The organism is Desulfobacca acetoxidans DSM 11109, from assembly GCF_000195295.1.
In the GTDB taxonomy this organism is placed as follows: Bacteria; Desulfobacterota; Desulfobaccia; order Desulfobaccales; family Desulfobaccaceae; genus Desulfobacca; species Desulfobacca acetoxidans.
Genome location: NC_015388.1, coordinates 1,994,562 through 2,007,955, shown reverse-complemented (window position 1 = coordinate 2,007,955; position 13,394 = coordinate 1,994,562). Strand labels below are relative to the sequence as shown.

The 13,394-nt window shown below is 54.1% G+C and carries 18 protein-coding genes; all 18 read left to right on the top strand.

Going from position 1 to position 13,394, the window contains the following annotated elements:
• The 18 genes from DESAC_RS08970 (at position 1) to DESAC_RS08885 (ending at position 13,344) form a co-directional block, all read left to right on the top strand.
• A complete protein-coding gene (locus DESAC_RS08970; RefSeq protein WP_013706748.1) occupies positions 1-1,407 on the top strand; it encodes a sigma-54-dependent transcriptional regulator in 1,407 nt (468 codons plus the stop codon).
• Positions 1,400-1,906 (top strand): Hsp20/alpha crystallin family protein, encoded by a 507-nt coding sequence (locus DESAC_RS08965; protein WP_013706747.1) that lies wholly within the window; start codon positions 1,400-1,402, stop codon positions 1,904-1,906. Before DESAC_RS08970 ends, DESAC_RS08965 begins: the two co-directional genes overlap by 8 nt.
• 19 nt (positions 1,907-1,925) lie before the next feature.
• Positions 1,926-4,073 carry a CDC48 family AAA ATPase gene (locus DESAC_RS08960; RefSeq protein WP_013706746.1) on the top strand — a complete coding sequence of 716 codons (2,148 nt, stop codon included), beginning with the start codon at positions 1,926-1,928 and terminating at the stop codon, positions 4,071-4,073.
• 62 nt (positions 4,074-4,135) lie between these two features.
• Complete coding sequence (locus DESAC_RS08955; protein ID WP_013706745.1) at positions 4,136-4,942, top strand: GvpL/GvpF family gas vesicle protein; 807 nt, start codon at positions 4,136-4,138, stop codon at positions 4,940-4,942.
• The gene (locus DESAC_RS08950; protein ID WP_013706744.1) at positions 4,939-5,679 is read left to right on the top strand and encodes a GvpL/GvpF family gas vesicle protein; all 741 of its coding nucleotides are present in this window, start codon (positions 4,939-4,941) and stop codon (positions 5,677-5,679) included. Before DESAC_RS08955 ends, DESAC_RS08950 begins: the two co-directional genes overlap by 4 nt.
• 197 nt (positions 5,680-5,876) lie before the next feature.
• On the top strand, positions 5,877-7,355 hold the full coding sequence (locus DESAC_RS08945) for a PAS domain-containing sensor histidine kinase (RefSeq protein WP_013706743.1): 1,479 nt from the start codon (positions 5,877-5,879) through the stop codon (positions 7,353-7,355).
• A gap of 24 nt (positions 7,356-7,379) precedes the next feature.
• On the top strand, positions 7,380-7,739 hold the full coding sequence (locus tag DESAC_RS08940) for a response regulator (RefSeq protein ID WP_013706742.1): 360 nt from the start codon (positions 7,380-7,382) through the stop codon (positions 7,737-7,739).
• Positions 7,740-7,993: 254 nt separating this feature from the next.
• Positions 7,994-8,212, top strand: a complete 219-nt coding sequence (gene gvpA / locus DESAC_RS08935) for a gas vesicle structural protein GvpA (protein ID WP_013706740.1) — start codon at positions 7,994-7,996, stop codon at positions 8,210-8,212.
• Between the two features lie 140 nt (positions 8,213-8,352).
• Positions 8,353-8,616 carry a hypothetical protein gene (locus DESAC_RS08930; protein WP_013706741.1) on the top strand — a complete coding sequence of 88 codons (264 nt, stop codon included), beginning with the start codon at positions 8,353-8,355 and terminating at the stop codon, positions 8,614-8,616.
• 73 nt (positions 8,617-8,689) lie between these two features.
• The gene (gvpA, locus tag DESAC_RS08925; protein WP_013706740.1) at positions 8,690-8,908 is read left to right on the top strand and encodes a gas vesicle structural protein GvpA; all 219 of its coding nucleotides are present in this window, start codon (positions 8,690-8,692) and stop codon (positions 8,906-8,908) included.
• A 143-nt stretch (positions 8,909-9,051) separates the two neighbouring features.
• Positions 9,052-9,603 (top strand): hypothetical protein, encoded by a 552-nt coding sequence (locus DESAC_RS08920; protein ID WP_013706739.1) that lies wholly within the window; start codon positions 9,052-9,054, stop codon positions 9,601-9,603.
• A gap of 261 nt (positions 9,604-9,864) precedes the next feature.
• Entirely contained in the window at positions 9,865-10,212 is a 348-nt protein-coding gene (locus DESAC_RS08915) for a hypothetical protein (protein ID WP_013706738.1), read from the top strand.
• A 65-nt stretch (positions 10,213-10,277) separates the two neighbouring features.
• Positions 10,278-11,276 carry a gas vesicle protein GvpN gene (gvpN, locus tag DESAC_RS08910; RefSeq protein WP_013706737.1) on the top strand — a complete coding sequence of 333 codons (999 nt, stop codon included), beginning with the start codon at positions 10,278-10,280 and terminating at the stop codon, positions 11,274-11,276.
• Between the two features lie 12 nt (positions 11,277-11,288).
• Complete coding sequence (locus DESAC_RS08905) at positions 11,289-11,585, top strand: hypothetical protein (RefSeq protein WP_013706736.1); 297 nt, start codon at positions 11,289-11,291, stop codon at positions 11,583-11,585.
• Between the two features lie 27 nt (positions 11,586-11,612).
• A complete protein-coding gene (locus DESAC_RS08900; protein ID WP_013706735.1) occupies positions 11,613-11,816 on the top strand; it encodes a hypothetical protein in 204 nt (67 codons plus the stop codon).
• Between the two features lie 125 nt (positions 11,817-11,941).
• Positions 11,942-12,142, top strand: coding sequence for a hypothetical protein (locus DESAC_RS08895; protein ID WP_013706734.1), 201 nt, complete (start codon positions 11,942-11,944; stop codon positions 12,140-12,142).
• A gap of 96 nt (positions 12,143-12,238) precedes the next feature.
• Complete coding sequence (locus DESAC_RS08890; protein ID WP_013706733.1) at positions 12,239-13,000, top strand: GvpL/GvpF family gas vesicle protein; 762 nt, start codon at positions 12,239-12,241, stop codon at positions 12,998-13,000.
• Between the two features lie 26 nt (positions 13,001-13,026).
• The gene (locus DESAC_RS08885; RefSeq protein ID WP_013706732.1) at positions 13,027-13,344 is read left to right on the top strand and encodes a gas vesicle protein GvpG; all 318 of its coding nucleotides are present in this window, start codon (positions 13,027-13,029) and stop codon (positions 13,342-13,344) included.
• Positions 13,345-13,394: the final 50 nt, after the last annotated feature.

Sequence of the window (13,394 nt, the reverse complement as noted above, 5' to 3'; positions counted from 1 at the left end):
ATGCAGAAAAATAAACGCACTGTACTTGTGGTGGACGATGATCACGACCTCAACCTCATGCTCTGCACCCTCATGGAAAAAATAGGTTTGACTCCGGTGTCGGCCTACAGCGGGGAGATGGCTTTAGAGACGCTTTCGTCGGTCAATCCCGATCTGATGTTAGTGGACGTTAAGATGCCAGGCATTGATGGCATGGAGGTCTTGAAATGGGTGCGGGAAACGGCGTCCCACGTGCCGGTGATTCTCATTACCGCTTACGCTGACATCCCTTCGGCAGTGACGGCCATGCGGGCCGGGGCCTTTGATTATCTGGCCAAGCCCTTTAACCACGGAGAGGTAATTCAGGTGGTCAGGGCCGCCCTGACTGAAGGGGAAAGATACCGCCAACCCCATTCCCAAGAAATTTCCCAGGATAATTGCCTGCGAATCATGATGGGACCCAGTGACGCCGTCACCCACATCATTCGGGAGGTAAATCGGGTGGCCCATTCTGACTTTAGTGTCATCATCCAGGGTGAAACCGGTTCCGGCAAGGAGTTGGTGGCCCGCGCCATATACAAATTGAGCCCGCGGGCCCAGGCGCCGTTTATTCCCCTGGATTGCGGCGCCATCCCTGAGTCACTGATTGAAAGCGAACTTTTCGGCTATCAAAAGGGGGCCTTTACCGGGGCGGCGATCTCCAAGGCGGGCAAGTTTGAGGCGGCACAGGGAGGTACGCTGTTTTTGGATGAGATCAGCAATCTGCCTCTAGGCTCTCAGGCAAAATTGTTACGCGTCCTCCAGGAAAAAAAGGTTCTACGGCTGGGCAGCAACAAGCCGATCAAGATCGATGTGCGCCTGATTACGGCCAGCAACCAGGAGCTTCAGGCCATGGTGGCAGCGGGGCAGATGCGCGAAGATCTCTTTTTCCGCCTCAATGATTTTACCATTTCGGTTCCACCTCTGCGGCAACGTCGGGAAGACATTCCGTATCTGGCAAAACGGTTTATTGACCTGACGAACAAAGAATTGCAGAAGAACGTCCAGCAGTTGACCGAGGACTGTATCGAAGCCCTGATGTCGTATAACTGGCCGGGAAACGTACGGCAGCTCCGGTCGGTCATTCGCCGGGCTGTATTATTGGCCGATAAGGTTATAACCGAGAAGCATCTGGAGATCAAACGCGCCCCGGTGCCGGGATTGGCCTTTACACCCCGAGTAGAGGGAGCTCCTTGGGAAGACATGTCCCTCAAAGAGATTGTCCACCGCAGCACCTGTACGGTTGAGCGGGAAGTCCTGATCCAGGCCTTAAAATATACCAAAGGCAACAAGGCCAAAGCGGCACGGCTTTTGCAAATTGATTATAAAACGATTCACACTAAACTGAAGCAATTCGGGATCAAGTGGTCTGGAGGCAATTATGACTAAGAAGAAGGCTGGTGGGAGTGACGTCGGGTTTGGAGGAATGTTCAAAGGACTGGCTAACCTCATCGAGAAGCTGGGCGATCTGGCAGAAAAAGGCGAACACCTGAAAAAAAGCGGGGAATTTACCCATCAGGACGTCAAGGGGGTCTACGGTTTTTCTGTGAAGGTTGGCCTGGGTGACAAAGGCGACAAAGAAGTGAAGGTAGAGCCCTTCGGTAATGTTCGCAAAGATGAAAAGTCCGGGGAAACCGTGGTGGCTGAGATTCGGGAGCCCGTAGTGGATGTATTTGAAGAAAAGGACTATACTTTAGTGGTGGCGGAGATGCCCGGCGTCAGCGCCAAAGACGTCCATCTCGAGGTAAAGGATGACCTGCTCACCATTTATGCTGAAAAGAAAGATAAAAAATACCGTAAGGAGATTCTCCTGCCCCGGAGTTATCCACAAGAGAAGATGAAGGTCACGTGCAACAACGGCATCCTGGAGATCAAATGCGCCATGTAGTCCTGGGCGGGGATAGGCAATGAAAAAAGAACCAGAGATGACTCTCAAGTTAAAAGTAACGGAGGCCCTGAGTAAAGACGTGGGTCGGGCCTATGCCCGTATGGGGCCGGAAGATATGGAGAAACTCGAGCTATCGATCGGCGATATTATCGAAGTGGCGGGCAAGCGGAAAACCGTTTGTAAAGCCATGCCGGCCTATAAGGAGTTGCGGGGCCGATCCCGCATCCAATTGGACGGCATCAGCCGGGAGAACGCCGGGGCGGGTTTGGACGATTCGGTGCTGGTCTCTAAGATCACCTGCCGTCCTGGCACGCGGGTTGTCCTGGCACCGATCACCATTACTCCGGCGGATCGCGATCTGCCATATATCGGCAGCCTGCTGGACGGCCTGCCGGTAAGGGAGGGAGACCGCATCCGGGCCACCCTGTTTGGCAGCCGCACCGCAGATTTTAAGGTGGAAAGCCTGACTCCTCCGGGGCCGGTGTTGATCAATCCTACCACCACCCTGGTGATCGGCAAGGCGGGAGGCGTTGTTGAGGGCCGTCGTCCGGCAGCCGTGTCGTACGAAGATGTGGGGGGTCTCAAACCTCAACTTCAGCGCATTAGGGAAATGATCGAACTACCTTTGCGTTACCCTGAGTTGTTCGAGCGTTTGGGCATCGACGCCCCGAAAGGGGTATTGCTGCATGGCCCGCCAGGTTGCGGCAAGACTCTGATTGCCCGCACCATTGCCCATGAGACTGAGGCAAACTTCTTCTCGGTGAGTGGACCGGAGGTAGTGCATAAGTTTTACGGTGAATCCGAGGCCCACTTGCGCAAGATCTTTGAAGAGGCCTCTCGTAAGGGTCCCAGCATCATCTTTATGGATGAAATCGATGCCATCGCCCCGCGGCGGGAGAAGGTGGTAGGGGACGTGGAGAAACGGGTGGTGGCCCAACTCCTGGCCTTGATGGACGGACTCAATAAACGGCAGAATGTTATTGTCATCGCCGCCACCAATATCCCCAACGCCCTGGATCCGGCCTTGCGGCGGCCGGGTCGATTTGACCGCGAGATCGCCATCCCCATTCCCGATCGCCACGGTCGGTTGGATATCCTGGAAATTCACAGTCGAGGTATGCCCTTGTCCGAGAATGTCGACATGGGTCATCTGGCAGAAATCACCCACGGGTTTGTCGGAGCCGACCTGGAGGCCTTGTGCCGGGAAGCGGCCATGATCTGTCTGCGCCGCCTTATGCCCGAGATAGATTACGGTCTGTCTACTATCCCTTACGAACAGTTGGCGCAACTGGAAGTACACATGGACGATTTTCTGGGAGCGCTGCGGGAGGTGGAGGCCTCGGCCATCCGGGAAGTATTCGTTGAGGTCCCGGACGTTCGCTGGGAAGACGTCGGCGGTCTGCGGGAGGTCAAAGATCGCCTGCAGGAAGCGGTCGAGTGGCCTCTCAAGTACACCTATCTTTTCAAAAAAGCAGGGATAAAACCTCCCAAGGGGATCCTTCTGACCGGACCGCCGGGTTGCGGCAAGACCTTGCTGGCCAAGGCCATTGCAACCGAAAGCCGGGTGAATTTCCTTTCGGTGAAAGGTCCGGCCCTCATTTCCAAATATGTCGGCGAATCAGAGCGGGGAGTGCGAGAGATGTTTCGCACCGCCCGGCAGGCGGCGCCTTGTATCATCTTCCTGGACGAGACCGAAGCATTATTGCCAGCCCGAGGCGCTGGGGGCTCAGACTCGCATGTCTCCGAACGGGTTCTCAGTCAGTTTCTGGCAGAATTGGACGGCATTGAGGAATTAAAAGGCGTACTGGTTCTGGGGGCTACCAACCGCCTGGACATGATGGACCCGGCAGTCTTGCGGCCGGGGCGTTTTGACGAGATCATCACCATTCACCTGGCTGATGCAGAAGACCGGCGGGAGATCTTTGCCGTTCATCTGCGCGACAAGCCCTTGGCCAAGGGTATTAACCCGGCAGAGCTGGCGGCGCGCACCGAAGGTCTGAGCGGGGCGGAGATTGCGGCGGTCTGCAGCAAGGCTGCCCTCAGTGCAGTGCGGCGGGCGGTGATGGCCGAAATTGCCCAGGAAGGCACGGGCTTGGAGCAGGTGCTTATCCTGCCGGAGGATATTGAAGAGGCCCTGCACGAGATGTTGGGGAATCAGGAGAACTAAGAATAACGTCGCCATCGATCCCCTCATGTTCAAGTGCATCTTCTTCCACTCAGAGAGAAGTTATGACTGAAGGTTTGTATCTGTACTGCTTGGTTCGGTCCGGCCTGATGCCGGTGCCGTTGCAAGGCATTGGACTGGATGGCCATAATCCCTTGCAAGCGGCGCCCTTGAATGACCTGGCAGCAATTTGGAGCCCCGTGGCTCTTGAGGATTTCTGCGGTCCGGAGGCGGAAGCCCGACTGCAGGATCTAACCTGGATCGGTCCCCAAGTCATCCGACATCAAGAAGTGGTAGCTGCCTTGATGCGCCATTCCCCGGTGCTGCCGGTCCGTTTCGGCGTCATTTTTACTTCCCGAGAAAGCCTGGAAAACAGTATACAACGCCACTATGATCGGATTGATGGTTTTCTGAGATATGTTTCAGGCACCGAAGAGTGGGGCGTTAAAGGATTTTTGGACTGGAAAGAAGCCAAAGAGAAGCTTTTTGCCCGCAGATGGTTACAAGATAGCGACCGCCTGAAGTCCCTTTCGCCTGGGAAACGATATTTTGCAGAACAACGACAGCGCGCCTCGGTTGATTTGGAACTCCAGCGCTGGTTGCCGGAGGTCTGCCAGAAGATTTGGCAGGGCTTGCAACATCTGACGGTGGAGGGCAGGGAACGGGAGCTGCGTCGCCGTGACGCTGGAGATACCAGGGAAATGGTGCTTAATTGGGCCTTCCTGATATCCACCGGGGTCGCTGCAGACTTCCGGGCTCATATCCGGGAGGTTAATAACCGACTTGCCGACCTGGGTCTGGTGTTGGAAGAAACCGGTCCCTGGCCGCCTTATAGCTTCTGCCCGGCTTTGGATATGGAATCAGTCCGATGAACTGTCTCTGTTATTGCGTATGCCGGCATCCGGGGCCGGAGGTAACAGATGCCTTGCCGGGCGTTGGCGGATATCCGGTCTATCAGGTGGTTCAGGGAGGATTAAGCGCAGCGGTGTCGAAAATCGCCCATCAGGATCTCTCCTTTGACCTTCCTCAGATCAAGGTTTACGAAAATGTGATAAATATCTGCCACCGACAGGGAACCGTTATCCCCTTGCGTTACGGCTGTGTTGCTACCGAGGAAGCCCAAATCAGGCAGCGGCTGGAGGAGTGTCACGGCTATTACCAGACTCTGCTGCAGGAGTTGGAGGGTTGCGTGGAAATGGGGTTGCGGATTTTACTGCCGCCAGGTTCATGGAGCGCGGTGATCCCGGCTGGCAGCCGGGAAGCGCCGGGACCGGCGCCAGACCTCGGGACGCCGCCGGCGCGTCCCGGACTGGCCTATTTGACCGCTCGCAAAACCCATTATAGCCATCAGGACCGTTGGACCCGAGATTACCGGCAAGCCGCGGATCGATGTCGGACCTATCTCACCGGCCTTTTTATCAAAGAGAAGATTGAGCCTCCATCACCGCGTCTCCCCCTACTATCTTTGTATTTCCTTGTGCCTCAAACGGCTGTGGAGCCTTTTCGCCGTGCGTTCCGACATCTTTCCCGAATTGAAAAAGCTCGTATGTTACTGAGCGGCCCCTGGCCACCATATAATTTTGTGAGCCGCGGCCCGAACCTTTTCTGATCTTATCATTTGTAATGAGTTTCGAGATTAAGATGATTCGGCAACTATTTTATGGATTGATCATAAAAACAGACCGGTCCTGGCACAGGCTTCCAGCCTGAGTAGAATTTTTTTATTAGCTTGAAACTCGAAAATAATTTTTGGGGTAATTGTCAAAACGAATTAACGGGCCTTTCACTGGGAAGGACGGAGTTGTCATGGAAGCCGAGGTTTTCCCGATAAATCATGGTCTAGAATTGCAGCGCTATCAAACTTTGTACGAAATGCTTTTGGAGGCCATTCCCTCTTCGGTGCTGCTGATCAACCAGGATCTGCGCATCGTCTCCGTAAATCGTAATTTTCTGGAAAAAAACCGCCGCACTATTTCTGACACCATCGGTCACCGCTTGGATGAGGTATTCCCGGCGATCATTATTGACCAGATGGATTTCCCCGGACGCATCCGGCAGGTCTTTGAACAAAACTTCCGGGTCAAGGGGGAGCGGATGACCTATCGGGCACCGGGAATTCCGCTACGCATTTACTATTATAGTATTCTGCCCTTCTCCTGGCAGGGAGTAGTGGAATTGGCCATGCTGCTCATGGAGGATGTCACTGAACAGGTGAGACTGAGTGAAGAAGTCCGCCGGGTGGAGCGCCACCTGGCCCTCGTAGTGGAAAGCGCCCAGGACATTGTGCTGTCCACCGACATGGAAGGCCGGATTCTGACTTGGAACACCGCCGCCGAGAGGTTGTCCGGTTTTACCTTGTATCAGGTACGGGGGCGAAATTTTTTCGATTTTTGTGTCTGCGACGACCCGGCGGAAATCAGGAATGTCTTTTCCAACCTACAGGCCGGCCAGGAAGCCCAGATGTCGGAATGGGATCTGAAGACTAACCATGGCGGCCGGATTCCAGTGGCCTGGATATTCTCCCCCATGCGGGATCTTATCTCTAAAACCGCCGGTGTGGTAGCCGTGGGGCGTGACCTGACGGAACGCCGCCAACTGGAGGCCCAGCTCCTGCAATCTCAGAAACTTGCGGCGCTCGGTGTCATGGCCGGGGGGATTGCCCACGAAATCCGCAACCCCCTGGCCGTCTGTTCCTCAGCGGCCCAATTCATCATGCAGGGTGATGTAACCCCTGAATTTCGCCAACAATGCGCCGAAAAGATTCACCGCGGCATTCAGCGGGCTTCCATGATCATTGAGAACCTCCTGCGTTTTGCCCGCCCCTCGATGAAAACCGATCTGAAAAAGATCAACCTTACCTACCTTTTGTCCGAAACACTCTCCCTGGTAACTAACCAGGCCCGGATCCAAAAGATTGAGCTTAGGGCGCAACTGCCGGAGTACGCCATCATCATCAATGGCATGGAAGGCCTGTTGCAGCAGGCCTTTATGAACCTCTTGCTAAATGCCATCAGGGCGGTGCCCGATGGCGGGGTGATAGATATCACCCTGAAAAAGATCGGCGCCGAAGCCTGGATCGCCATCAAGGACACGGGGCACGGGATTGAGCCCAGCGACCTGAATAATATTTTCGACCCCTTTTATACTACCGCACCGGTGGGCCAGGGTTCGGGATTGGGTTTATCTATCTGTTATTCCATCATCAAACAGCACTTTGGAGCTATTACCGTCGATAGCCAAAAAGGTGAGGGCAGTACCTTTGTGGTAAAATTGCCGATATTGTAAACCGAGCAAAAATAGAGGATGTCAATGGCTGAAAAACTGGTACTTGTAGTGGATGATGAACCGGATATGTGTTGGGCCTTGGAACATCTGCTGCATAGTCAAGGGTTTCAAACCCGGAGGGCCTTAAACGCTCAGGAAGCCTTGAATTTGACGGACCAATGTCAGTTCTCCTGTGCTTTTTTGGACGCCAAGCTGCCGGATATGGACGGCCTGGTATTGGCCCGCCAAATCCTGGCGAATGCCCCCCAAATTCGCATCATCATGGTTTCCGGATACTTTTACCGGGATGACGTCTCTATTCAAGAAGCCATCCGATTAGGGTTTATCCACGATTTCATCAGCAAGCCCTTTCTGCAGCAAGAAATCCTGAAAGCAATAGAGTAGACAATTTCTGAACCGATGAGCAAAATGGTTCAATGTCTTTATAGGGTTCTTTTTCTATAGTATGGCGCCCGCTCCATAGATTTCATTCACCATTCCATCCGATCGGTTTATCTCCATATACTACAAATAAGGAAAAATTAGTACTGAGTGCCGCGTAAAGAAGAATAAGCGGTCTTGGCATGGTTTTTGGATTACCATGATATAAGGCATGCCTAACAAACCAATTCAACCAAATTATCTGAAGGAGGTTCCCCATGGCTAAGGTGCAAAAATCAACCGACTCTTCGAGTCTGGCTGAGGTTGTGGACCGCATTCTGGACAAAGGTATTGTTGTCGACGCCTGGGTCAAAGTGGCTCTGGTGGGAATTGAGTTGCTGTCCGTGGAAGCCCGCGTGGTCATCGCTTCCGTAGAAACCTATCTGAAGTATGCCGAAGCTATCGGCCTGACGGCCAGTGCGGCTGCTCCAGCATAAGCCTGAGGGGGAATTTCCTCTTTCGGGAGGGGTCTGGTGGGACCCTTCCCGGAAAGAGGCCCCTCACTGTCCTCAAGGGGTGAGCAGACCGACGCCAACTTGTCCCTTAAGGTGTAAGGCGGAATGAAAGGAGATACCACATGGGTCGCTTAACCGACGAAATGACCCGGCTCTGTGGTGAGATCGTCGCCCTGCGTGTGGCCCGGAAGGGGTTCGTCAAGGACCTAAGCAGTAATACGGCTACGATGCGGGCCAACTTCCGGCGGGCTCACAATGACATGGCCCGTACTACCAAGGCAGAGCGGCGGGCAGCCGTAGCTCACCTGAAGAAAACCGTGGGCGCCATGCGTCATGCTTTTGCAGCGGACTTAGAGGGTGCCCGGAAGGCTTGGGCCGGCAAATAAGCCGAAGCAACGTTCTCATCAAACTACCATTTGTATTACCTTACGCTTAACTTAGCTGAAAGGAGATAATACCATGGCTAAAGTACAGAAGTCAACCGATTCCTCCAGCCTGGCGGAAGTCGTTGATCGTATCTTGGATAAAGGTATCGTTGTTGATGCGTGGGTCAAAGTGGCCCTGGTTGGCATTGAATTGCTGTCCGTGGAAGCTCGAGTGGTCATCGCCTCTGTTGAAACCTATCTGAAGTATGCCGAGGCTATCGGCTTAACAGCCAGCGCCGCGGCTCCGGCCTAAGACCGATCCGGGGAATAATTCCTGATTGAGAGTGGGGTCGGCTTAGTCGACTCCCTCTCGATGAGGGTTGCCGGTGATTCGGTTTCAGCGGCAATTTTGATGAGCCAAATTCCTCGGGAGGTCTGAGAAAGGAGATACTTCACGTGGGTCCTTTAACTGAAAGCATGACCAGGTTGTGCGGGGAGATCAAGGCCCTACGCGGGGCACGCCTAACCTTTGTTCGTAACCTGGCTCAAGACGTGGCTAGCCAAAAGGCGGAGTTTCGCCGGGCTCACAACCTGATGGCCCAGACCAGCAGGGCAGAGCGTCGGAATTTCGTCAAGGCCTTGGAGAATGAGGTGGCTAGCATGAGGGCGGGTTTTCGCCGGGCTCATAAGGAGATGGCCCGTAATACAAAGACGGCGCGGCGCGCTGCCTTGGCCCACCTGAAGCAGAGTGTGGGTGCCATGCGCCAGGATTTTGCCCAAGATCTGGCAGGGGCGCACCGTGCCTGGTTTGGCCCTTCTCCCCAGGAACTCCAGGCGCAGGCCGAAGCCAAACGCCGGGCCTTGGCTGCTGAACAACAGCGAGCCAAAGAAGCTGCGGAAAGGGAACGCCTGATTGCCCAAACCATGGCTCAGGGAGCACCAGCCGAACCTGCGGTACAGTCTGAGCACAAAGAAGAGACGCATCGCCCCGGGAAAAAGAAAGGCTGAGCGCCCCTTCGCTGACGATGGAAAGTTGTCTGATCGAACAGGTGGTCTTAAACGTGGGCGTACCATTGGGTGCGCCCACATTAAGGCCGGTTTCACAGGATATGTTGGTGTAACTGGCAAACTCATCCATCAGGCAATCAACTCGCACTAGAAAGCATTTAGCTACCCAGAAACTTTCCAGGCCAGGTTATAAAGTTCATAAAGAGCACGCCTCGCTGGCCGGTTTGAATAATCCCTCACGTGGCGAAAGGAGTATCGGAGATGGCTGAGCGGGAAGGGAGGATGGTGGAAGTTACCTGTTCTTTCTGCGGCGGCTCGGGCAGAGACCCCTTCGGAGTAATGTCCTGGCTGTCCACCTGTTGTGTCTGTAATGGCAGTGGGGTGGTGCGGGTGGCGGCGCCTTATCAGCGTTGCGCCCACTGCCAGGGCACAGGCGCCATCAAGACCCTTACCTGCACCGTTTGCCAGGGCAAAGGTTATGTTCCCTGCATTCCAGGGCCTGTGGTGACCTGCCCTGAATGTCGGGGAACCGGGGACGACGCCTCCTCTTCCCTAGCCTGTATAGCCTGTCGGGGGCGAGGGTTGCTGCCCCAGAAGGGTTGGCAATAATAGAATACCATCGACTGCCCGAAAGTTCTGGGGCAGTGCATTCTGTAACGAGAGGAGCAACGTGCATGAGTGGTGAGCAGCGACAGAGAGCGGCAATGACCGTGGTCAAGGTGGAGAGTCGGGAAGACCAGGTGACGCCGGAAGCTAGTTCGGAATTTGTGGAAACATCTTATGTACAGAATCTGACCAACCGCGCCATGGCCTATTTAGAGGTAGGCTATCCGGTGCATTTTGCCGGACCGGCCGGGACGGGCAAGACCACCCTGGCGTTTCACGTTGCGGCCCAGCGGGGCCGTCCGGTGGTGTTGATCCATGGAGATGATGAATTTAACAGTTCCGATCTGGTGGGACGCCACTCCGGCTATCGCAAACAGAAACTCATCGACAATTTTATCCACTCCGTTTTAAAGACGGAGGAATCGATGAACATCACCTGGATGGACAATCGCCTCACCCTGGCCTGTAAAGAAGGTTTTACTCTGATCTACGATGAGTTTACCCGGTCCCGGCCCGAGGCTAATAACGCCCTGCTCAGCATTTTGGAAGAGAAGATCCTCAATCTTCCCAAAATGTCTCGGGGAGGTGAAGGGTACCTGGAAGTCCATCCGGAATTTAGGGCCATTTTTACTTCCAATCCCGAGGAGTATGCCGGAGTCCACAAGACCCAGGACGCCCTCATGGACCGTCTCATCACCATTAACTTAGGTCATTTTGACCGGGAGACCGAAATCCAGATTGCCCTGGCCAAATCCGGCCTGCCGTTTTCGGATGCCGAAGTTATTGTGGATGTTGTCCGGGAATTGCGGGGAATAGGGGTCAACAACCACCGTCCCACCATCCGGGCCTGCATCGCCATTGCCAAGATTTTGGCTTATAAGGGGGCTCAAGCTCACAAAGACGATGCGGTTTTTCAATGGGCCTGCCGTGACGTCCTGAACACCGACTCGGCCAAAGTGACCCGTGGTGGCCAATCAATCATGGCTGAGAAGGTCGATGAAGTAATCCAGGCGGTCTTGGGGGCATACCAGGAAGCGTCCCTGACAACCAGACCACATTTGCCATAAAGGAGTTGGCAGATGGCTATTCCGAGAAGAGGCTTACAGGATATCCGTACCGTGACCGGAAAGGTGGGAAAGGCCACCCTTCCGCACGAGGCCTACCTCCGCATCAGTCATATTGAAATGGAAAAGGCCAGAAAGCTTGTGGAGAGTGAAAAGGCTAAGCAATTAATGGCGGACATTGCCACACGTCTCCAAGAAATTGAATCTGAAAAAAACAGATTGCTGCAGGAGATGGGAGATAGAGAGGGCGCAGTCCTACCCACACGAACGGAGTCGCTCCCGAAGAGCAGCAGTTTTAGAATTAAATATTAATATTCATGAAAAACGTTGAGGATGCCGATGATAACTTTAAAGACTGTTAATCAGGTGCGCACCATGCGTCAGGTCAAAAGCTTCCGCTCCTGTCCTACCTCCACCGGCCTGTCAACCCACGGTGCTGATCTGGGTCGCATGCTTCAGGAAGAGGTAGCTCGGCATAATCGGGAAGCACGCCGGGAAAGGCTGCTAAAGGCCTGGCAACGCCGTTGTCTCTGTTGCCGCTAACTAACTGCCTGGATTCATTGTGGTTGAGTTTCAGGTTTTGAGTTTCGAGTTTCAATCGGGACACCAAACTTTAAACTCCGGCTAAAGGGCGTGGAATCGTCCGAAGTCTGACAGGGAGAATAATTATGAGAATAAACTGCTTATCATGTGGCCACAAATTTGACCTGGGTGATGCCTACGACGACTTTGAGGGGCCGGTTAAGTGTCTCTGTGGTGCCATGTTAGAGATCAGGACTGAAGATGGCCGACTTAAGGCTATTAGGCTAATGGAGAACATTTCCCGCCGCCCTTCAAGGGGAAGAGAACTAGGTGAGGCGGCGGCCTGATTAAATTCTTGCCTACCATGTCAAAGGAGTCTGGCAGGATTTTGTAAGGAATCGTAACCTGCGATTTAGCCTATCCTTTTAAAACGGAAGAACGATATGGCGGCGAATACCTCAGCTAAGAGCAGTAAATACGTGTATGCGATCGTTAATGCCCCGGGAGAGGCGGCTTATGAATTTCCGGGTATTGGCGGGGCCGCGGTGTACAGCATCGCCAGCGGCAAGGTGGCCGCAGTGGTCAGCGACGTCTCCGAAGATCGGATACGGCCGGAACGCCGACATCTGGCCACCCAACAGGCGGTTCTCAAAGGTTTGTTATCCCAAGCCGACGCCATGCTGCCCATGGCCTTTGGCATCATCGCCAATGGCTCCAAGGCCGTCCAGAGGATATTATCCCGCAACCATGAGGCGTGTTGCAGCCAACTCCAGCGCGTGGCCGGCATGGTGGAAATGGGGTTGCGGGTTTCCTGGAGCGTTCCCAATATCTTTGAATATTTTGTCAATATTCATCCCGACCTCAAGATTGCCCGGGATCATCTTTTGGGTGCGCGGGGGAATCCCTCCCAGGAAGACAAGATTGAGCTGGGGCGTCTGTTCGATCACCTCTTGAACGAAGATCGGGAAGCCTACACGGAGAAGGTGGAGGACATACTGCGAAGTTATTGCCAGGAGATTAAACGGAATAAATGTCGTCAGGAGAGCGAGGTCATGAACCTTGCCTGCCTGATACGGCGAGACCGGCAGGATCAGTTTGAAAATGGCGTCTTTGAGGCGGCTCGTCTGTTTGATAACAATTATATTTTCGATTACAACGGCCCCTGGGCCCCTCATAATTTTGTAGAACTCGACCTCAAGCTATAACCGCTTGCGCAGAGGAGGAAGACCGGATGTTTCTGTTAGATGATGTCGTCATGGCCCCGTTCAAAGGGATTTTCTGGATATTCAAAGAGATTCACGATGCGGCGCAACAGGAGCAGGCTGGCGAAAGCGATGCTATCACCGCCTCTTTGAGCGAACTTTACATGAAACTGGACACCGGGCAGATCACCGAAGCAGAGTTTGACGCTCAGGAAAAAATACTTTTGGATCGCCTGGACCTTTTGCAGGCTCAAGAAAAAACCTCGCCCAAACCTGAAGAGAAAAAGAAGCGGGCCAAGCCGCGGCGTCAGGCCGCCGCTGCCAAAAAAGTTTACAGCCATCCATAATAAAACAGGGGCATGGGCTGAGCGCGAAGTCCGGTCGCCTTGCGGCTATA